The following is an 18,904-nucleotide window of genomic DNA, read 5'->3' as shown; positions in this document are numbered from 1 at the left end:
GTTCGCCGTAGAGCACAACGACCACCTCCTCGAATTCTTCGGCACGGCGGCGCGACGGCCTCCTGCGGCCGGCGCCGAAAAGAATGATGGCACGCAATGTGTGAGCCGGTCAAAAGATTCCGGTAATTCCGGCGAACCTGAAAGCGCCTTCAGAATTCCAGGAAGGTGGCCGGTCTGCGGGTGCGGAATTCGCATTTCCTGAAGGCGGCTTCAGGAATCGGCCGCGCGGGTTCCGCTTCGCGCGTCGGCGGCCGGCCGGGCCCCGGGGTGTCCGCGCCTTCCGGGGTGATGGGACAATGGCGGTGATGATTAAGGAAGACCACCGCAGCGAGAACCAGACCGACCCGGCCGTGCCCGAGGACGACGAGGCCGGCGCCGTACGGCGGCAGGCCCGGCTGACCCTGGCCGGCCAGGCCCGCGACGCCGACGAGCTGAAGATGCTCCTGGAGATGCTGGGCCTGCACCCCTCCCAGGAGGGCGAGAGCTGAGCCCGTACGCGGGCGGGCCCGGACATGTGCCCGGGCCCGCCCGCGTACCGGTTCGGATGCGTAGTGATACGGATGCGCTGCGCGGCTCAGCGCCCCTGGAGCGCCTTGACGTTGTTCCCGAACGACCACGCCTTCGACCCGTCCCAGTTGACCGACCAGGTCATCAGGCCCTTCAGCCCGCCGCGATAGGTGTTCCACGCCTGGCCGACCAGGCCTGGTGACATGTAGCCGCCGCCCGCGCCCGGCTGTGCGGGCAGGCCCGGGACCTGCTTGTCGTAGGGGACCTTGATGGTCGTGCCCTGGATCACCAGGCCCTTGTTGAGGCAGTCCGTCTGCGCGGTGAAGCCCTGGACGGTGCCGGCGGAGTACGCGTCGCCGGAGCAGCCGTACATGCTCCCGTTGTAGTACTGCATGTTGAGCCACCAGAGGCGGCCGTTGTCCGCGTACTTCTTCACGATCGGCAGGTAGGCGCCCCAGATCGAGCCGTACGTCACGCTGCCCCCGGTGACGTACGCCGTCTCCGGCGCCATGGTCAGGCCGAAGTTGGACGGCATCCGGGCCAGCACGCCGTCGATGATGCGGATCAGGTTGGCCTGTGACGCGGACAGGGTGTTGATGTTGCCGCTGCCGGTGAGCCCGGTCTCGATGTCGATGTCGATGCCGTCGAAGTTGTACTTCTGCAGGATCGGCACCACCGTCTCCACGAACCGGTCGGCGACCTTGCTGGAACTGAGGTCGATGCCCGCCGCCGCGCCGCCGATGGACATCAGGATCGTCTGGCCCGCCGCCTTGGCCTCGCACATCTCGGCCGGCGTCGCGACCTTCACCGTCGCGTCCATGCCGTCCTCCCACAGGACCGTGCCGTCCGAACGGATCACGGGGAAGGCGGCGTTGATGACGTTGTAGCCGTGCTGGCCGATCCGCGGGTCGGTGATCTTCGTCCAGCCGAACGGCGGGTGGACGCCGTTGGCCGCGCCGTCCCAGTTCTCCCAGTACCCCTGGAGCACCTTGCCCGCGGGTCTGGATTTGACCGGGCAGGTGGTGTCCCGGGGTGCGGCGTGCGGGGCCGCGACGGCCGGCAGCTGGGCGGCGCAGACCACCGCCAGGCCGGCTCCGAGCAGGCGGAGTGCCCGTCCGAACATGATGTGCTCCTTCCCGGCCGTGGCCGGCGGTGACTGAGGGGCCCGGTGGAGCGTGGGTGGGGGCCGAGTGGGGGGTGCCGAGTGGGGGCGTACGGCGGTGACGGCGTACGGGTGGTGGCCGGAACCCGCGCGTCGCGCTGCCCGAACCGTAGGGTGACCCGCAGGGGCCGTCAATAGGTCTGGACCAAGTCCGTACGGGGGAGAGCGCGCAGCCCGTACGTCACGACCGGGGCGGCGCCGTTTCCCCTTCGCCACCGGACAACAGCCCGTCGCCGTGCCGCCGTTCCCGGGATGTCGGCAGGTCACGGGCGCGCCGGAGCGGCGAACACAGCAGGATCACGGCGGCGAGCGGAATCCCCGCCGTGGTGATCCACAGGGCCGCGCGCAGACCGAGCGCAGACCCGAGCGCGCCGCCGAGCAGCGAGCCGAGCGGAATCGTGCCGTAACCGAGGAAGGCCGAACCGGCGGTGACGCGGCCGAGCAGACGCGGCGGGCAGTACCGCTGCTGGAATCCCGCCTTGAGCACGTTCCCGGCCACCACGCCCGCCGTGACACAGCAGCCGCCGGCCAGGAAGAACACGACCCCCGCGCCGTCCGTGGTCAGCGGGATGAGCAGCGCGAACAGGGCGAGACCGAACTCGAACAGGAGCGTCGCGCGGGCCGTCCCGACCCGTGCCGCGACCCGGCGGGCGGCGAAGGCGCCGACCACGCCGCCCCCGCCGGTCGCGGCGGCCAGAGCGCCGACCACGCCGGGGGACAGGCCGACTTCCCGGACGAGAAAGACCACTTGAATCGCCTGGTACCCCATCAGCGCCAGGTTGGAGGCGGCGCCGAACAGCGTGAGCGTACGCAGCCAGGGATCACCGGCGATCAGCCGCAGCCCCTCGCCGACCTCACCGGCCAGCGCTCCGGCGCGCCGCTCCGTCCGGCGGGGGCGGGGCTCGCGGTACCGGATGCCCGTCAGGCACAGGAACGAGACGAGGAACGTCGCGGCGTTGGCGAACATCCCGTTCACCGCCCCCGCCGCCTGCGCGATCAGACCGCCGGAGCCGAGCCCGGCGAACTGCGCGGCGGACGCGCTGCCGTGCAGCTTGGCATTGCCCTCCGCCTGATCGTCGGGCGCCAGGATGCTCGGCAGGTAGGCGGTGTACGCGGTCTGGAAGAACACCGTCGCCGTACCCGACAGCAGGGCGACGGCCAGCAGCAGGCCCGTACCGAGCAGACCGCACCACGTCGCCACCGGTACGGCCGTGAACAGGACGCAGGAGACGGCGGCGGAGACCAGCATCACCGTCCGGCGCCGCAACCGGTCCACCCAGGCGCCCGCCGGCAGACCGATGACCAGCCACGGCAGCCAGGCGGCGGCACTTAGCAACCCCACCTCGAACGGGCCCGCGCGCAGTGTGGACACGGCGATCAGCGGCATCGCCACCCCGGTGACCGACGCGCCGAACTTGCCGGCCGTCTCACCGCACCACAGCAGCCGGAAGTCGCGGTGGCGCCGCAGCAGACCGCCGCTTGCCCGGGCGCTCACCCTGCGCCGCGCTCTTCGCGCGGGAAGGACTGGAGCTGTACGACGACGGGCAGCGCGCCGGGTGCCGGGGCGGCGTCCGGGGGCGGGGTGTGACGGGCGACGACCTCGGACAGCTCGGCGTTCAGCGCGGCCAGTTGCTCGGGCGACAGTCGTAGGTCGTGCCAGTCCGCGAGGGTGCCGGCGCGCCGCCAGGTGTCGTCCCAGTCGCCGTTCACATAGTCCGTGACGCGGTTGAAGTACAGCTGCACCAGTTCGTGCAGGTACAACGAGAGCGGGCCCCGGCTGTCGGGATCGTCCCGGAAGTCGGCCGTGTACAGGTCGTTGCTCGCCCCGACCCGCCGCCACCAGCGCTCGCGCCTGGTGCCGCGCCCGGACTCCTCCTCGATGAAGCCGTGTTCGGCGAGGTGGCGCAGGTGCCAGCTGACGGTGCCGGTGTTCTCGCCGAGGCGGGCGGCGAGACGGGTGGCGGTGGCCGGGCCGTCGAGGGTGAGCAGCTCGAAGATGCGCATCCGCAGGGGGTGGGCCAGGCCGCGCAGGCTGCGGGCGTCCAGGCGGCGGGAGGGGGTGGGTGAACTCTGTTCGCTGGGCGCCTGGTTGGGGGTGGTGGTGGGTTCGTGGTGGTTGGGCATGGTGAGCAGCGTAAGGGTGCAGAGGACTCTCTGCATAGAGTTCTCTGCATCTTGACCGGCTTGGTGCGCGCCCCTTCCGTAGCGCTACACAGCCTGTCAACGGCGGTGCCTGTACGAGGCGTTGGGGCGAACGCTGCAAGGTGCGAGGGAGAAGCGTGAGCGACATCCCGGAGCAGGCGGCCGAGGCCCGCGCATCCCGCAGCCTGAATGCTGATGCGCTTCCGCACCCACGATTTCGCGCCCATTCATGATTCTGCCGAGCGGTCAGAAGGTGCCCGATACCCGATTCGACGCTCGCCGGCCCGGCTGCGCGGCACTTTCGTGTCATACCTCCTCGGGTTCACCGACCGCAGACGGCCTGCCGCTCGGCCGCCGACAGCCGAAAGGTTGCCGGACTTTCGAACTTGGCGGAATTCGGCGGCAGGCTGCCTGGCGGTGCTGTCGAATGCCTGTCGCCGCTACCCGTCAACCCGGGAAAGAGTGCGTTGTGGTTTGCCGTGCAGTCATATCTGCCACCTGTTGCCGCGACGGCGAGCATCCTTCTCCCGGTTACGCACGGGGCGGCAGCATCACGACCTCAGGAGAACATATGGCTACAGCCCACAGAACACGCCGGCGCCCACTGTGGCGCCGGCGACGAGGTACGGCCGGGATCGCGGTGGCGGCGCTGCTCGCCGGCCTGTGTGTCGCTCTGGCCGCGACACCGGCGTCGGCCGCCTCGGTGGACACCGGTGCCTGGTACGTCCTGGTCAACCGCAACAGCGGCAAGGCACTGGACGTCACCGACCGCGACACCGACAACGGAGTCGGGCTCCAGCAGTACAAGCGCAACGACGGGGCCTGGCAGTAGTGGCGTTTCGTCGACTCCGGCGACGGCTTCTACCGGTTGCGTTCGCGCTTCAGCGGCAAGGTTCTCGACGTGTCCGGCCGGTCGACGGCCGACGGTGCCCGGATACAGCAGTGGGACGACACGAAGGCGGCCGGCCAGCAGTTCAGCCTGGCAAGCTCCGCGGGCGGGTACCTGCGTCTGATCAACCGCAACAGCGGAAAGGCCGTCCAGGTCGCAGGTGCCGCCACGTCCGATGCGGCGGCCATCGACCAGTCGGCCGACCGGGGCGGGGCCGGCCAGCAGTGGCAGCTGGTGAAGGTCGGGACCGTATCGAACTCCCTGCCTTCCGCCTTTTCCTGGGTGTCGACCGGAGTGCTGGCGGGCCCGCGGTCGAACGCGTCGCACCGGCTCGTATCGATCAAGGACGTCTCGGTCATCCGGTACAACGGGAAATACCACGTCTACGCCACCACGGCGAACACGGCGGGGAAATGGAGCCTGGCATACTTCAGCTTCGACAAGTGGGCGAACGCCGGCTCCGCCACCCAGCATTACCTGGACTCCTCGGCCATCGGCACCCGTTACGCGGCCGCGCCCCAGGTCTTCTACTTCGCCCCGCAGAAACTCTGGTACATGGTCTACCAGACCGGTCCGCCCACCTACTCCACCACGACCGACCCCTCCAACCCCTCCTCCTGGTCCGCGCCCCGGATATTCATCTCCTCGGAACCCGCGGTGGTGACACAGAACAAGGGCAAGGGACAGTGGATCGACTTCTGGACCATCTGCGACACCGCGAACTGCTATCTGTTCTTCAGTGACGACAACGGGCACCTCTACCGCGCCCGGACCACGCTCGCGAACTTCCCCAACGGATTCGGCGACACCACCATCGTGCTGTCCGACTCCCGGCCCAAGCTCTTCGAGGCGTCGGACATCTACAAGGTGTCCGGCTCCAACCAGTACCTGCTGCTGGTCGAGGCCATGGGAGCGGGCGGCCGATATTTCCGCTCCTGGACATCCACCGGCCTGACCGGAACCTGGACCCCGCTCGCGTCCACCGAAAGCGCCCCGTTCGCGGGAAAGGCCAACGTCTCCTTCAACGGAACGGCCTGGACCAACGACATCAGCCACGGCGAACTGGTCCGCTCGGGCACCGACCAGAACCTGACCATCGACCCCTGCCACCTGCAGTACGTCTACCAAGGGCGTGCCCCGGGATCCGACGGCGAGTACGCGCAACTGCCGTACCGCATGGGCCTGCTCACCCAGGCCAACTCCGCCTGCTGACCCGGACCCGTCTCGCGTCATTGCCCAAGAGGAGAAGACCGGACATGAACACAACCACCCACGCCCGAAATCGTAATAGCCACCGAATCGGCCTTTTGACCAGAAGTACCTGCGTGCTGGCACTGGCTGCCCTGGTGGCCCTGCTCTTGCCCGGCACCGCCGGGGCCGCCGGCGCCGACCCGGTCATCACGACGAACAAAACCGGCATCCACAACGGCTACTACTATTCGTTCTGGACCGACAGTCCCCGGACGGTGTCCATGGGCCTGACCTCCGGCGGCAGTTACAGCACCTCGTGGCGCAACACCGGTAACTTCGTCGCCGGCAAGGGCTGGGAGACCGGCGGGCGCAAGACCGTCACCTATTCGGGCAGTTTCCGCCCTTCCGGCAACGCCTACCTGACGCTCTACGGGTGGAGCACCAACCCCCTCGTCGAGTACTACATCGTCGACAACTGGGGCACCTATCGGCCCACGGGCGCCTACAAGGGCACGGTGACCAGCGACGGCGGCGTCTATGACATCTACCGGACGACCCGGGTCAACGCCCCTTCCATCGAGGGGCCGAAGACGTTCGACCAGTACTGGAGCGTCCGGCGGTCGAAGCGCACGGGCGGCACCATCACCACCGGCAACCACTTCGATGCCTGGGCGCGCCACGGGATGCGCCTCGGCACCTTCAACTACATGATCATGGCGACAGAGGGTTACCGAAGCAGCGGAAGCTCGAACATCACAGTGAGCGGAACCCCTCATCACCAGTAGCCGTAGCCGAGTGGCGCGCGGAACCCACCATGGTTGCGCGGGCCACTCAGTGCGCTGAGGGGCGCCGACGGTGCCCGTGTGGGCTCAGGCGGCCCGCAGGGGGGCATGTAGTTCGACCGTGAAGCCGCTGTGCGAGGTCGGGCCGGTCGTGAAGGCGCCGGCATGGTCACAGCCTTTCCAGGGGCGTTCGGCAAGCGACTCAGCGGCGAACTCCGGCGCCCGTACGCCTCACGTGTCGTTGCGGCTCAGGGGGCCCGGCGGCTGCTCGCCACCGTCGGACGCGGTGGGGGCGGCCCGCGGGTCCTTCGCGGTTCCGGACGGCCACACGGGCAAGAAGCCCTGCCGACCGGCCGCGAGGACGTCGTAGTCATGCCGGGCGATCATCCGGAGGATCTCGCGGGAGAAGGCGATACCGGCAGTCCATATCGCCCGGTAGCGAAAGGGCAGTTCATCGATGTGGCGCGCCCCCTCTTCCCACAGGGCGTGCGCGCGTTCGCACTCGAAGCGGATCAACTCCCGCACCGCATCGGTGGCTCGCGGGCGGTACAGGTCCCCAGGCTCGACCGCGAACCGGTCGAGGTCCTCTCGCGGCAGATAGATGCGGCCGAGTTGCCGGGCGTCGGCCCCCACGTCACGGATGATGTTGGTGAGCTGCTGCGCTTCGGACAGGACCGGCACCTGCTCCTCCGCCTGTGCGCTGCTCATGCCGAGAGCCGGAAGAAACATGCTGAAGGACGTCATGGCGACGGCGTTGATGTAGCAGCGCAAGTCCGCGTAGGTGGCGTAGCTGGTCACGGTGAAGTCGTCACGCAGCCCCCGCAAGCAAGTGAGGTAGACGTCGGTGTCGATGCCGCACGCGCGCACGGTGTGCAGCCAGGCACGCGCGACCGGGTGCTCGGGGCTCTCGGTGCCGCTGAGAACACCGCACATCATCCGGCTGTACGCGTCGAAGTCGGCCATACGTTCCTCCAGACCGGCTGACGAGTCGACCAGGTCGTCGGCTTCGGCGAGCGCGGCCACCAGGGCCCACAGGTAGGGGCGGCGACGTGCGGGCACGGCCCAGGTGCCCCAGTCGAGAAGGCTGCCCACCCGGTCGGCCACCAGGTGACGGCAGTGGCCGTAGGCCGCACGCAGCGTCGGGTCGGTGATACCCGCCCGGACGAGGGCCCACTGGTCGGCGAGGGACAGGCCCCGGTGGTGCTGCTCGACGCTGTACGAGACCGTGGGCTTCTCTGCGGCAATACGGGACGCAGTACGGGACGGTGCAGCCGTGACCCTGCCGTGGGTGCGCTTGCGTCCGGTGTAGGTGATCAGGGCCTGCCACAGGTCGCGCCGGTCCATGTCGGGCCACAGCGTGTCGGTGAAATACAGCTCGGCGTATGTGGACTGCCAGGGGAGGAAGTTGGAGGTTCGCAGCTGGCCCCCGGTACGTATCAGCAGATCCACGTCCGGAAGTTCCGGCACGCTCAGGTACCGGCTGAACAGGGCTTCGTCGATGTCCGAGACGCCGATCCGGCCGCTGCCGACGTCCCGGGCGAGGGCAGCCGCAGCCTCAGTGATCTCCAACCGGCCGCCGTAGTCCAGGCACAGGGTGAGCGTCAGAGCGGTGCCGTGCCGCGTCTTTGCCTCGGCGCGGCACAGAGCCCTGCCCAGCGAGTTCGGAAGACGGGTGCGTCGGCCCGCCCAACGCATCCGCACTCCCAAGGACTGCTCTTCGTCCATGCTGGAGGCGTCGGCGTACATGCCGTGGAAAATGTCCAGCAGGTGCTGGAGCTCTTCCTTCGGACGGCCCCAGTTCTCGGTGGAGAAGGCATAGAGCGTCAGGTAGGGAAAGCCGGCTTCCAGGGCGCCATGAACAACATCCTGCAGAGCGGCAGCCCCGGCCTCGTGTCCCTCATGACGCGGTCGGCCCCGTGCCGTGGCCCACCGGCCGTTGCCGTCCATCACGATCGCCACGTGGCGGGGCATGCGCCCGGCGTCGACAGCCGGCGGACGCGCTCCCGACGGGTGCGGCGGCGGGCGGCGAGCCGGCGGTACGGAACGAGACCCTGCCGAATTGCGCCGCGGCGCGCCCGCGCCGGGCGCTTCCGAGATACTCAACGCTCCACTCCTTTCACGTTCTCCGGTTAGACGTGCAGTCGGGCGCAACTGAGATGGCAAAAGAGAAGGAAGCGGCCTGTTGGGCCATAAGTAACCGAAGTGGTTCAGGAAGAAGCGCAAAGCGTGTGGTAGGTCTGAAGATGCCGGGAGCGTCCTCACATGGGAGCGAAGGATGGGGCGCTCAACCGGCTGGCGTGCGCGACGAGTTGGGATGGAAAAGTGTGCCGACAAGCGCATTCCCTGCCATGCGGTATGACAACCGCCTATTCACCCGCAAGGGTGACGCGACGGGAACGTTGCTACGGAGCCGGGGTGATGCCGGAAGCGCCTGAGACTCCTTGACGCAACGCGGTACGCAGGCGTCGCCGGCTGACATCGTCGCACTCGGTCACGCCCCGCTGCGCGGCTCACCACCGTCGAACCAGCCTGCCTGCTCAGGCGGCACCACTTCGAGGAGCCCCTGGTGAAGGTCTGCCCGCTGCTCGTATCGGATGCGTAGGCGCTTGAACTGGTGCAGCCAGGCGAACACGCGCTCCGCGGCCCCGGGACGGGCGCGGTCGGCCGGGGAGAGACCGACGTGGCCCCCCTATCGAAGCTCGGGCCCACACGCCAGCTTCGGCCAGTCCCTCAGCCAGCCTGCGCCATGCAGTGATTCCGGAGCGGCCTACGGTCTCTGCTGGCACGTCGCGCCAAGGAATGCCGGCCCCCAGCACGTAAAGCACACCTGCGAGCGCGGTCCGGTCGGGAATCCGCAGTTGTCCGGGGTGGCCAAGGTCGCTGACTCATTGAAGCCGTCGATAAGGTCGGCCGGTGGTTTCGCTCCGGAAGGGCCAACGCGCCGCCGACGCCGCTTTCACAGCGGCCTGCGCTGCGATCCGTCACAGCCCCGACGAGTGCCATGAGGAAACTGCCGGGCTGGCAGTTCGCCCCCCTGGATCATGATGAAAACCCAGTTCGAGACAGCGCCGGACGACTGCCCTGGCCGGCCGAACTGCCACCAGACGAGGCCGCTCAGCGGATCGCGAAATTACTCGGAACGGGACAGCGCCCGACGTGCGGCAGCGACGGACGCGGCTGTCATTCCGAAACGATCAGAAAGGTCGGCTGGGAAGGCCAGGCGCAGGAGGTGGGCAAGAAGGCCCTGGCCCGGCTGCACCACCAAGTGCCACGCGACGACTGGTACCGAATGATGTGCCCGCGATGTCACGCCGGATCGGGCAAGCCGTGCGACGCGACAACGACGATCGCGTCGGCATCAGCGAGAAGCGACAGCTTCCCCACGACGAACGCCTGCGACGCGTCCCGCAGAGCGACGACCGCCTTGGCCCCGGCGAGAAGCAGAAGGGCGCCCGCGGCGAACGCCAGTACCGGCCCCGCGTCCTGTGGCCAAAGCCCGGCCTTCTCGGCCGCGCAGGAGAGGGCGGGAACCGTAGTGAAGTGGACGAAGGAGCTCATCCGCAAGCTGTGGGGCTGAGGTACCCGCCATCGCGCTGTCCGGGCCAACGTGGTGCTATGTCGTTTCCAGTGGAGCGGAGCCGGTCCACTGGAGGAACCCCTCGCAACGGTGCAAAGAAGCCGTCGCATGACCTGGCGCCTCCCGCCTGAGCTTCCGCACGGCACTGGAGTGAACGCGGCCTGCTTGACGACCACTGTGCGCTGGATCGCCGTCGTCCTACGGGGCAGCCCGGCCTGGCGGCGTGCAGTACGCGACCGGGCCGGGCCGAAGAGAGGTGAGGACGACCTGTCAGAGACTGTTCCAGCCGTCACAGCTGAACTGGTTGGAGTCCTGGTACTCCGGCAGATAGCAGGACATCTTGTACCACTTGCCGGTCGCGTTCCGAACGCCCTGGATGACGATGGACTGCTTGCCCTTCCACCACCAGTCGTTGACCAGGGTCCAGTCGTTGGGGCTCTTGACCCACGGGCTGGTCACCTTGTTGCCGTGCTGGTTGATCCCGGTGATCCGAATCTTGTCCGAGTAGCGTGTCTTGACCCGGACCTCGTAGTGGTACTGCCGCTTCACCGCCGGGGCAGCGGCCGGGGCGTCCTGCGTCGCGGCGGTCGTCCCTGCCGCCGGGGCTGCCTGGGCCGGGGCAGCGAGACCCGTGCCGGCCAGGGCCGCGAGGGCGAGGACGGCCACGGACATCTTGAGCTTGTTCATGTGCTTGGTCTCCTGCTCGGGTTCGCCGGTATTAGAGTTTGCTCCACATGTCGCAGGAGAACTGATTCCCACGGTGATCATTGGAAATGGTGCAATACGCCTCGCGGTGCTTGTTGCCGCGTGTCTGAACGCCCTCGATCCGCACGGTCGCCGACTTCCTCCACCACCAGTCGTTGACCAGGGTCCAGTCGCTGGGGCTCTTGAACCACGGGCTGATCACCCACTCGTTGTACTGGTTGTACCCCTTGATCCGGATCTTGTCGGAGTACCGCGTCTTCACCCGGATCTCCACGCTGGGCAGCAGACCCTTCACCGTGACGGACGCCGAGGCCGTCCGCGTATGCGTCGGCGTCTTCCCCACCGGCTCCGCCTGCGCCGGGCCCACCAGGGCGGCGCCGGTCAGTGCCACCGCAGTCGCTCCGACCAGTACGGTCCTGATCCTGTTCACTCGTGCTTCCCCCTGTCTCAGTTGTGCGCCGTCGTGCGGCGCGCTCGAACAGTAATCAAGCCGGGGCGGGGCGCACATCAACCGCCCGCTGCAGATCAAGGCCCTGTTGTAAACCTCTGCGGTAGTCCCAGTTGCACCTGTTGGTCTACGCCCGCAGACGGAGAAGCGACCGGACACAGGGCCGGGAACGTGGCCGGAGCCGTGAGTGTGGACAGAAGCGGAGTCGGTAGCAGTGCCAGGGATGTCCTGCGGCCCTCAAGGCGGAGGACATCGAGCACGCCCGCGCGGAGCAGGTCCGGCGTGACGAGGCCCGTGCTGCTGCCATGCAGCGGTAGGACCGCGAGCCGTCAGGCTGCGGCCGCCGCCGAAGCGGTCCGGCAGTGCACGGCCGAGTACCTGCTCGCGGTACGGCTGGAGCAGCTGCGCGAACAGCGGGCGGTGCCCGGGCTGAGATGGCCGTGCCGTGGACGGACCGGCCACCCGAGCTCGCCTCTTGAGCCCTCGATGGGGGCATGGCCTGGGCGGTGATCGCGTGACGAGTGAGCTGAGCGGCGTCGACTCCCGCACCAGCACGGTCATACAGCGCGACGGCCGCGAACCGCTCGGGCTCGGTGCAGCGATCGGCATGGTCAAGACCGATCGCCACATGCTCGCCCCGACAGCCGACAGCCGACAGCCGACAGCCGACAGCCGACAGCCGACAGCCGACAGCAGCGTCTTCACCCAGTCCGACGGCATCATCACCGTCGCAGCGTCCGAGTGCACCGGGCACGTCCAAGCCAGGGGCGGATCACCTTCGCCTTCGCGGGGACCACCCCGAGGCCCAGCGTGAAGTCGGGACCACCCCCGCACGCGTGGGGACCACCGGTACCGCCACTTGCGGGCGGCCTTGTCGTAGGGACCACCCCCGCACGGGCGGCGATTCGCCACAGGCTGTCGTGCACACCGTGGCACGGCGGGCGCAGGGGCGGCGGCGGGCGGGCAGGAGCAGGCCCGCCAGGTGCGCCCACAGGGCTGGCGCGTCGTCCGGGCTCGCGTTGGGCGGCGGCAGAACGGTGATGATCTGTGCACCCCGCGCGAGGCGCCGGTGGGCGCGCTGCTGTTGCCACGTGCGGCCGAGGCGCAGGACGAGGGCGCCTGCGGCCAGGCTGGCGGCGGTGGTTGGCCCCCAGGTAGTCAGTGTGTCGCGGAGGTGGGTGAGCAGGGCGTGCCAGCTGCCCGTGGGGTCGCGCAGAAGGTCGGGCAGCAGGCCGCCGGTGGCGGGGGTGTGGGGCGAGGACCGGACCCGTACGGCGCTGAGCAAGCGGTGGAGCACGGGTGATCCTGCCTTTCTGACGAACCCTTCTGGCGAAGTGGGCCCCTGTTGTCGGTGGCGGACAGGGACAGCGCTGCTACGGGACTACCGTGTGGATCTCATGCGACGCCGAACTCGACCGGCGGGTCCGGGGCTTCGTCGAACAAGTCCACCTCGTGCTGACCGACGGAAGTGTCCACAGCGGCGTCCGCGGTGGTCTGCGGCGTGTAGGTGGCGAGTTCGGCGGGGTCGGTGGTGATCAGGTGGTGTTCGGTGGGGGAGGCGGCGGCCTGGAAGGCGGTGCGGTGGGTGCCGGGGACAGCAGGCCCTGCCCGCGCCCGGCGGTGAGCAGGAAGGCCCGCTCGCCCTCGGACAGGTCGAAGACGGCGGTGATTTCGTCGATGGCCTGCGGGGCCTGGCGCAGCAGGATCTGGGTGGCGGCGTTGGTGACGACCGCCTGGCCCAGGTCGGTGGCCAGGACGTCGGCGGTGTCCTGGGTGGCCACCGTCAGGCCGGCCCAGTGTTTGCGGGCGGCCTTGGCCATGCGGAAGAGGAAGTCGGCGCCAGCCGGTTGCTGCATCAGCAGCCAGGCCTCGTCGGCCACCACGTAGCGGGGACGGCGGCGCGCGGGGTCGCTGACGTGCTGCCAGATGGCGTCGAGCACCAGCAGGGTGCCGATGGCCTGGAGTTCGTCGGGCAGATCGCGCAGACAGTAGACGACCAGGTGCCCGTCGGGGCGGGTGGTGGTCGGGCCCGCGAACAGGTCGGCGAAGGCGCCGCGGACGAAGGGGTGCAATTGGTCCGCCAGGTCCCGGCCCGTCGGCTGCGCACAGCCCGTAAGGACGGTGGCGAGGTCGGCCAGCAGCGGGGGCGGGCGGGTCCAGGTACGCGGGTCGGCGGTGATCCCGGCCTGCTGGTAGGTGGCGGCGATCGCCTGGTCGAGGACGGCCCGCTGGACCGGGGTGGGTGGGGCGTCGAGCAGGACGGCCAGCGCGGTGTGCAGGAACAGCGACCGGCGCACCAGGGCGTCGCGCGGCGCGGCGGGCCGCCCGCTCGGCCCGGTCCGGAGGGGGAGGTCGAAGGGGTTGAGGCGGACACTCTCGGTGCCCAGGCGCAGGCAGACGCCGCCGACGGCTTCGGCGAGGCGGGTGTATTCGTCTTCGGGGTCGATGATGTGGGCGTCGATGCCGCGGTAGAGGGAGCGCAGCACTTCGAGTTTGACGAGGTAGGACTTGCCGGCGCCGGAGCGGCCGAGGATGACGGCGTTGTGGTTGTCCTGGGCGAAGCGGTCCCAGTGCACCAGGCCCTGGCTGGCGGTGTTGTAGCCGTACAGCACACCGGCGGGGGCGGCGGCCGAGGCCGGGGCAGGCGCCGGCAGATCGGGACTGGTGAAGGGGAAGGCCGCGGCCAGCGCACCGGTGTCGACGGTGCGGCGCAGCGTGATGCGGTCCAGGCCGAGGGGCAGGCAGGTCAGCCAGCCTTGCAGGCTGCGGTAGGTGGTGGGCTTGGCGTCCAGCAGCAGGCTCGCGGCCAGCGCGCGCACCGCCGCCACCTCCTGGGTCAGGTGCTGTGCGCTGAGGGCGCGGACGGTGAGGTAGAGGCCGAGGCGGAAGAGTTTGCCCTCGCCGTGGGCGACGCGGGCGGACAACTCGTAGGCGTCCTCGGTGGCTGCTTCGACCTGCGGGTCCAGCAGGCGGCCCTGTTCCTGGGTGTGGCGGCGGCCGGATTCCAGGCGGGCGAGCTGGCGCTTGAGGCGGCGGGCGGCGGTGAGCGGATCGATCGGCTCGATGTGCAGGGCGACATCCAGGCGGCCGGGGTAGGTGAGCAGGGGCTGCAGCCAGCCGGGCTGGACTTCGCGCGGGTAGCCGGTGACGGCGAAGGACGCCACCCAGGCGTCGCCGACGTCCAGGTGACGCGGGGCGACGGTGACCGCCTCGGGCAAGAACGCGGCGGTGGCGTCGGCGGCCGGTGGCATGGCGCGCGGATCGGGTCGTTGGCCGGTCCGGGCCGGTGCCGTGCGGCGGTGCTTCACCACGACGGCCCCGTTCCCAGGCTCGTGTGCCCGGTGGCGTCGTCCGACGGGAACAAGGCGTCGGCGTCCTCGCGCAACCGGTGGTCGGTGCCCCGGGCCGGTGGGCTGAGGGCGGGCTCGGGATTGGGGCTCGGAGCAGGGGCTGTGGTGATGATGTGGTCGGCGCCGGCCATCTGGGGCGAGGGGGCGAGGACGCTGCCGGGGGCGCAGGCTGCGGCGAGGACAGCGGTGGTCTGACCGGCATCCAGCGGACAGACGGCGATGCCGGCCAGACCGAGCAGGGTGGTGGCATCGGCCAGGAAGCCGGGCCCGCCGAGGCCGTCGACCGGACCGGCGGCACGCACGGGTTCGCGCAGAACCAGGAGGACCTGACGGCGCAGTAGGTCCTGTTCGCGGGCGAGCTGGGTGAGGAAGTCGGCGTGGTCGCCGGCTGCGGCCTGCAGGGCCGGGTGGGGCAGGGTGGGGGCCTGGGCGCGTAGCTCGGCGATCGCGGCGGTCAGATCCAGGCGCTCGGCGCGCACCAGCACCTGCACGGGATTGGTCAGGGTGTGCAGGTAGCGGCCGAAGGCGGCGATCAGGGCGTCCTGCTCGGTCGGGGTGCGCAGGGCGAAGTCGACGGTGGTGCACTCGGCCACCAGCGCTACCCCGTCCTGCCCGAGGTCCACCAGCCCGGTGTCGGCGACCCCTTGGGCGGGCAGGCGCAGCGGCGCCGCACCTGCCTCGGCCATGGCGGTGTCCTGGGGGTCGGGGCTGGCCGCGGCGGTGAGCCAGGGCGGTGCGGGATGCAGGCCCTCGGGGGCGGCGAGGCGGCGCTGGGGCGCGAGGCGCTGGCGGAGTGCGGCGAGCAGCAGGCGGTCCAGCGGCAGCCCGTCGCGCCGGCCCAGGACCAGGGCGGCGGTGGCTGCCGCGACGGGCAGGGCCAGGGTGGCGAAGGCCGCCAGGGGCAGGACGGTGCGGGTGGCCGACCACACGGCGTACAGCGCCAGGCCGGTGACGGCGAGGATCAGGAGCTGGCGGGCGGTCAGGCCCTGCCAGACGGTGTCCTCCCGGTCGACGTCGGCGGGGATCCGCACGGGCTGCGTCATCGGCGGTCACCTCGTTGTGCCCCGCCGCGGGGCGGGGGCGGCGCTGGGGGCGGGCTGGAACGGTGCGGCGGGCGGAAGGCCGGGGGCGGCGGGGACGTGCTGCGGACGCGCGGCGCGCGGTGCTCGTCGGGGACGGGCAGACGGAAGACGGCCACGGGGGCCGGTCCGGTAACCCGTACCGGAGGAGGCGGTTCGGGGGCCGGTTGTACGAACACGGCCCGGTCGGGCGGCCCGTGCCGGGCGCGCCGGGCCGCAGGGGGTGTGGGTTCCGTGGATACCGGTGGGCGGAAGACCGGCGGGCCGGGCGGGGTGTGCCGGGCGGGCCAGGGCGGTGCGGGCTCCTCGGCATCGGGCGTGCGGAACTGTGGCAGGGGCGGTGGCGTAGCGCGGTGGGCCAGCGGGCGGGGTGCGCTGGGTTGGGGGCCGGAGCCGGGCCCGCCCCGGGGGACAGGTGGGACGGGTCCGGGGCCGCTCCCGCGGGGGCCGGGCCGGCCGCCAACCGGTCCGGGACCCGACGGTCCGCCCCGGCCCCGCGAGCGGGTGGCGGGGGCGGGCGGGGAGAGGGCGTTCAGGGCGTGGAAGGTTTTGGCGTACAGCAGGGAGCGGACCAGGCCGACGGCCAGGGTTCCGCGGTAGCCGGGCACGGCCGAGCGCAGGATCCAGAACGGCAGCTTGATCAGGATGTACATCAGCGCCAGGGCGACCAGCACGTGGGCCAGCCCCGTAGCGGTGGGACCGAAGAGGGTGAAGCCGTCGGGGGCCAGGAACAGGCGCAGCGCGGTGATCAGAGTCAGCGCCTGGGCGAGCTGGACGCCCAGCAGGCCGGCGAAGACCCGCCACCACCAGCGGGCGATCCCGTCGGTCTGCGGCAGCACATGGCACATCAACGCCAGCGGCGCCCCCGCAACCAGAATCAGCGTCAGGCTGATGCGCACCGCGTAGGAGACCAGCAGCACCACCAGCATGCCGACCACGAACACGCCGACGAACAGCACGAAGAAGCCCTTGCCGGTGCCCTGCACCATACGGGTCAGGGCCCGGGCGGCATCGTCGGCATCCAGACCGGGCCCCAGCAGCGCCCGGGACAGGGCGTTGACTACCGCGATGGCCTGATCGGCCAGGAACAGGGACGAGGCCGAGGCCACGACCCCCACCGCCAGCCGGGGCACGGTCTCCTTGAGGCTCGTGCGGGTCTGCACCGACTCGTGGACCATCACCACCACCCCGGCGACGGTGACCAGCACCGTGTAACAGGCCAGCGCCAGCGTCCAGGACGTCGACCACAGCCCGGTGATCCGCGGCACGCTGCTCAGCGTGGGCGTGGCCAGCAGCGTGGACCCCAGCAGCTTGAGCAGCGGGTTGAGGGCCTGGTCGACCACGGTACGGAAGAACCGCTCCAGTACCTGGGTGAGCAGGTTGGTGAGCCAGCCCATCACGCCCCCACGATGCCCTTGAGAACCTGCACCACGATCGGCGCCAGCGCCGCCAGCGCATAGCCCAGACCGGCGTGCCTATAGGCCGACTTGGCCTTCGCCACCTCCCCGGGATCCCCACCGGCCAGCAGGTAACGCACCCCGCCCACCGTCAGGAACACCGTGGCCAGAGCGGCCAGGATGCCCATCAGCCAGGTGCGGAGGTTGGTCAGCACCTGGCCCACCGTCGCCAGCGCCAGCACCCACCGCCCCGGCTCCGCGGCCGGCACCGCCGCCACCAGGACCGCCACCGCCGCCACCGCGCCCACCACTGCCCACCACGGTCGTCGCGGCACCGAGCGGCCGCAGCGCGGGCAGTCGGTCCCGTTGCGCCGCCGAGGCGATAGGTACGGACGAGAACCGGGCGGCATGGCCTCCTCCAGGAGCAGCGGCGGGCGGGCCTGAGAAACCCCTCATCTCCTAAGGCCGGAAAACACCGCCGATTTATGCACCGCCACCAAAGATTCTTTGAAAATCCCGCCGTTGCCGTAACGCGTGGGGCGACGCGCGGCACTTGGGACACCTGGGCAGGCGGCGTGCCCCGGCACTCGCCTCGTACCAGGCCCCGTGGCAGGCGGCGGGGGCCCGTTCCGCAGGTAGGCGACCAGCCGGTGTTCGGCCCGGCGCCGCCGTGCATACACGCTCTGCGCCGGGGCTCCGTGCTCCCGCGCCCAGAGGAGGACGGGCGTCCGATCCAGCCGGGTCGCCCCGATCAGCTCGGCCTCGGCGGGGGTGAGTATGGCGGCGCCCACCGCCCGGGCCAGCACCAGATCCGGATGCCCCCACCCCGGCCGCGGTGGTGCCGGACCGAAGCGGGGCGCCACCGGCACCGGCGCATCCAGCGCCTCCGTCAGCGCGGTGAACCCGGCCCGGCGCGCCGCCCACGTCAGCCGCAGCAGGATGTGCGGCCGGCCGAGGTCGACGGTGGCCAGGGCGGCGAAGAACCCGGCCAGCACCTCCGCTTCCGCATCCTGCACCTCACCGGGATAGCGCGCCACCACCCAGCTGGCCACCCGGGCCAGCGCCGGCAATGCCATCCCCGCACACGCCACCGTCCAGCCCGCGCCCTCGGCCCGGGCGCGAGCCACTAGATGCGCCCACACCGCATCACGCACCTCCCGCGGGCAGTACGGCCGCAGCAACAGGCCCCGCAAATCGTCCAGCTTCAGCATCCGGTCGGGCAGACCGACGAAGGCGGTCCCGTCCACCGTCAGCGGGCCGGGTCCGTCCACCAGACGGGAGAACTCCTCGCGCACCAGATCCAGGGGCAGACGCCGGTATCTCTGACCGCGTGTATGGCGGGCTGCGGCCATGGGAAGCCTCCTCGGCACAGGCAGCAGAACGGCCACAGCACACGCCCCCAACGCCAAGAAACCACCAGCAGACACCTAACGGACACGGAGACAGCCCGGAGCCGATGCCTAACCGGGGTTTAACTCCGCAGGTCAAACGGACATGCGGTGCGCAGCACCGGCCCACGGCGCACAGATAGCAACCGCAGCTCACCAGCAGGTTCTTCGTCTGCTGGTGGTACGGGGCTCGTGGTGGTGCTGACCTGCTGTGATGCTGGCTGCGACCATCGTTGGAGGAGCGCTGGTCCGTGCATGGTCCGGATCTTGGTCTCGTATGAGGTTCG

Annotated in this window: 16 protein-coding genes and 2 pseudogenes; 5 read left to right on the top strand and 13 right to left on the bottom strand. The window is 70.4% G+C overall.

From position 1 onward, the window contains the following. The first annotated feature begins 305 nt into the window (after nt 1-305). Nucleotides 306-488 (top strand): hypothetical protein, encoded by a 183-nt coding sequence (locus IH45_RS0112100; RefSeq protein ID WP_158813052.1) that lies wholly within the window; start codon nt 306-308, stop codon nt 486-488. An 86-nt stretch (nt 489-574) separates the two neighbouring features. Here IH45_RS0112100 and IH45_RS0112095 read toward each other — a convergent pair whose 3' ends face one another. The 3 genes from IH45_RS0112095 to IH45_RS0112085 all read right to left on the bottom strand — a co-directional run bounded on the left by IH45_RS0112095 (nt 575) and on the right by IH45_RS0112085 (nt 3,793). Then, nucleotides 575-1,630: a chitinase gene (locus tag IH45_RS0112095; protein ID WP_030665879.1), complete on the bottom strand. Its 1,056-nt coding sequence runs from the start codon at nt 1,628-1,630 to the stop codon at nt 575-577. A 220-nt stretch (nt 1,631-1,850) separates the two neighbouring features. After that, on the bottom strand, nt 1,851-3,164 hold the full coding sequence (locus IH45_RS0112090) for an MFS transporter (RefSeq protein ID WP_030665877.1): 1,314 nt from the start codon (nt 3,162-3,164) through the stop codon (nt 1,851-1,853). Continuing rightward, a complete protein-coding gene (locus IH45_RS0112085; protein WP_394298671.1) occupies nt 3,161-3,793 on the bottom strand; it encodes an ArsR/SmtB family transcription factor in 633 nt (210 codons plus the stop codon). Before IH45_RS0112085 ends, IH45_RS0112090 begins: the two co-directional genes overlap by 4 nt. 589 nt (nt 3,794-4,382) lie before the next feature. On the opposite strand from IH45_RS0112085, the gene IH45_RS1000000150790 reads away from it, so the two are divergent. From IH45_RS1000000150790 to IH45_RS0112070, 4 genes and pseudogenes are all read left to right on the top strand, one after another. Then, nucleotides 4,383-4,643 carry an RICIN domain-containing protein gene (locus IH45_RS1000000150790; protein WP_324607936.1) on the top strand — a complete coding sequence of 87 codons (261 nt, stop codon included), beginning with the start codon at nt 4,383-4,385 and terminating at the stop codon, nt 4,641-4,643. Between the two features lie 12 nt (nt 4,644-4,655). Next, nucleotides 4,656-4,946, top strand: a pseudogene (locus IH45_RS1000000150785) (RICIN domain-containing protein); the annotation flags it as partial. After that, a complete protein-coding gene (locus IH45_RS1000000150780; protein ID WP_324607937.1) occupies nt 4,935-5,912 on the top strand; it encodes a glycoside hydrolase family 62 protein in 978 nt (325 codons plus the stop codon). The pseudogene IH45_RS1000000150785 and the gene IH45_RS1000000150780, both read left to right, overlap by 12 nt. Nucleotides 5,913-5,956: 44 nt before the next feature. Beyond that, nucleotides 5,957-6,661 (top strand): annotated as a pseudogene (locus IH45_RS0112070) (glycoside hydrolase family 11 protein); the annotation flags it as partial. Between the two features lie 243 nt (nt 6,662-6,904). On the opposite strand, the gene uppS reads toward IH45_RS0112070, so the two are convergent. From uppS to IH45_RS0112020, 10 genes are all read right to left on the bottom strand, one after another. Continuing rightward, the gene (gene uppS / locus IH45_RS1000000148675; RefSeq protein ID WP_063762980.1) at nt 6,905-8,644 is read right to left on the bottom strand and encodes a polyprenyl diphosphate synthase; all 1,740 of its coding nucleotides are present in this window, start codon (nt 8,642-8,644) and stop codon (nt 6,905-6,907) included. Nucleotides 8,645-9,210: 566 nt separating this feature from the next. Next, nucleotides 9,211-9,525 carry a transposase gene (locus tag IH45_RS1000000146430; RefSeq protein ID WP_463607448.1) on the bottom strand — a complete coding sequence of 105 codons (315 nt, stop codon included), beginning with the start codon at nt 9,523-9,525 and terminating at the stop codon, nt 9,211-9,213. 454 nt (nt 9,526-9,979) lie between these two features. Further along, on the bottom strand, nt 9,980-10,231 hold the full coding sequence (locus tag IH45_RS1000000148670; RefSeq protein WP_030665853.1) for a hypothetical protein: 252 nt from the start codon (nt 10,229-10,231) through the stop codon (nt 9,980-9,982). 289 nt (nt 10,232-10,520) lie between these two features. Beyond that, entirely contained in the window at nt 10,521-10,937 is a 417-nt protein-coding gene (locus IH45_RS0112050; protein WP_030665850.1) for a hypothetical protein, read from the bottom strand. Nucleotides 10,938-10,968: 31 nt separating this feature from the next. Then, nucleotides 10,969-11,385: a hypothetical protein gene (locus IH45_RS0112045; protein WP_158813048.1), complete on the bottom strand. Its 417-nt coding sequence runs from the start codon at nt 11,383-11,385 to the stop codon at nt 10,969-10,971. Nucleotides 11,386-12,938: 1,553 nt separating this feature from the next. Further along, the gene (locus tag IH45_RS01000000143530; protein ID WP_199810657.1) at nt 12,939-14,714 is read right to left on the bottom strand and encodes a VirB4 family type IV secretion system protein; all 1,776 of its coding nucleotides are present in this window, start codon (nt 14,712-14,714) and stop codon (nt 12,939-12,941) included. After that, a complete protein-coding gene (locus tag IH45_RS0112035) occupies nt 14,708-15,796 on the bottom strand; it encodes a PrgI family protein (RefSeq protein WP_050514766.1) in 1,089 nt (362 codons plus the stop codon). Before IH45_RS0112035 ends, IH45_RS01000000143530 begins: the two co-directional genes overlap by 7 nt. After that, nucleotides 15,793-17,232 carry a hypothetical protein gene (locus IH45_RS1000000145200; RefSeq protein ID WP_158813046.1) on the bottom strand — a complete coding sequence of 480 codons (1,440 nt, stop codon included), beginning with the start codon at nt 17,230-17,232 and terminating at the stop codon, nt 15,793-15,795. Before IH45_RS1000000145200 ends, IH45_RS0112035 begins: the two co-directional genes overlap by 4 nt. Then, complete coding sequence (locus IH45_RS0112025; RefSeq protein WP_030665839.1) at nt 17,229-17,564, bottom strand: pilin; 336 nt, start codon at nt 17,562-17,564, stop codon at nt 17,229-17,231. The genes IH45_RS1000000145200 and IH45_RS0112025 overlap by 4 nt, the downstream gene beginning before the upstream one ends. Nucleotides 17,565-17,681: 117 nt before the next feature. Beyond that, entirely contained in the window at nt 17,682-18,581 is a 900-nt protein-coding gene (locus IH45_RS0112020) for a hypothetical protein (RefSeq protein WP_030665836.1), read from the bottom strand. Nucleotides 18,582-18,904: the final 323 nt, after the last annotated feature.

The organism is Streptomyces rimosus subsp. rimosus (assembly GCF_000720725.1).
Classification (GTDB): Bacteria; Actinomycetota; Actinomycetes; order Streptomycetales; family Streptomycetaceae; genus Streptomyces; species Streptomyces rimosus_A.
Note: the sequence above shows the minus strand (reverse complement) of the source record. Positions and strands in the feature narration are given on the sequence as shown.

What these genes read in the sequence shown, in the direction of transcription:
- IH45_RS0112100 (WP_158813052.1), top strand. Translation starts at nt 306, where the DNA reads ATGATTAAGGAAGACCACCGCAGCGAGAACCAGACCGACCCGGCCGTG.
- IH45_RS0112050 (WP_030665850.1), bottom strand. Translation starts at nt 10,937, where the DNA reads ATGAACAAGCTCAAGATGTCCGTGGCCGTCCTCGCCCTCGCGGCCCTG.
- IH45_RS0112085 (WP_394298671.1), bottom strand. Translation starts at nt 3,793, where the DNA reads ATGCCCAACCACCACGAACCCACCACCACCCCCAACCAGGCGCCCAGC.
- IH45_RS0112020 (WP_030665836.1), bottom strand. Translation starts at nt 18,581, where the DNA reads ATGGCCGCAGCCCGCCATACACGCGGTCAGAGATACCGGCGTCTGCCC.
- IH45_RS0112035 (WP_050514766.1), bottom strand. Translation starts at nt 15,796, where the DNA reads ATGACGCAGCCCGTGCGGATCCCCGCCGACGTCGACCGGGAGGACACC.
- IH45_RS1000000150790 (WP_324607936.1), top strand. Translation starts at nt 4,383, where the DNA reads ATGGCTACAGCCCACAGAACACGCCGGCGCCCACTGTGGCGCCGGCGA.
- IH45_RS0112095 (WP_030665879.1), bottom strand. Translation starts at nt 1,630, where the DNA reads ATGTTCGGACGGGCACTCCGCCTGCTCGGAGCCGGCCTGGCGGTGGTC.
- IH45_RS1000000148670 (WP_030665853.1), bottom strand. Translation starts at nt 10,231, where the DNA reads ATGAGCTCCTTCGTCCACTTCACTACGGTTCCCGCCCTCTCCTGCGCG.
- uppS (WP_063762980.1), bottom strand. Translation starts at nt 8,644, where the DNA reads ATGCCCCGCCACGTGGCGATCGTGATGGACGGCAACGGCCGGTGGGCC.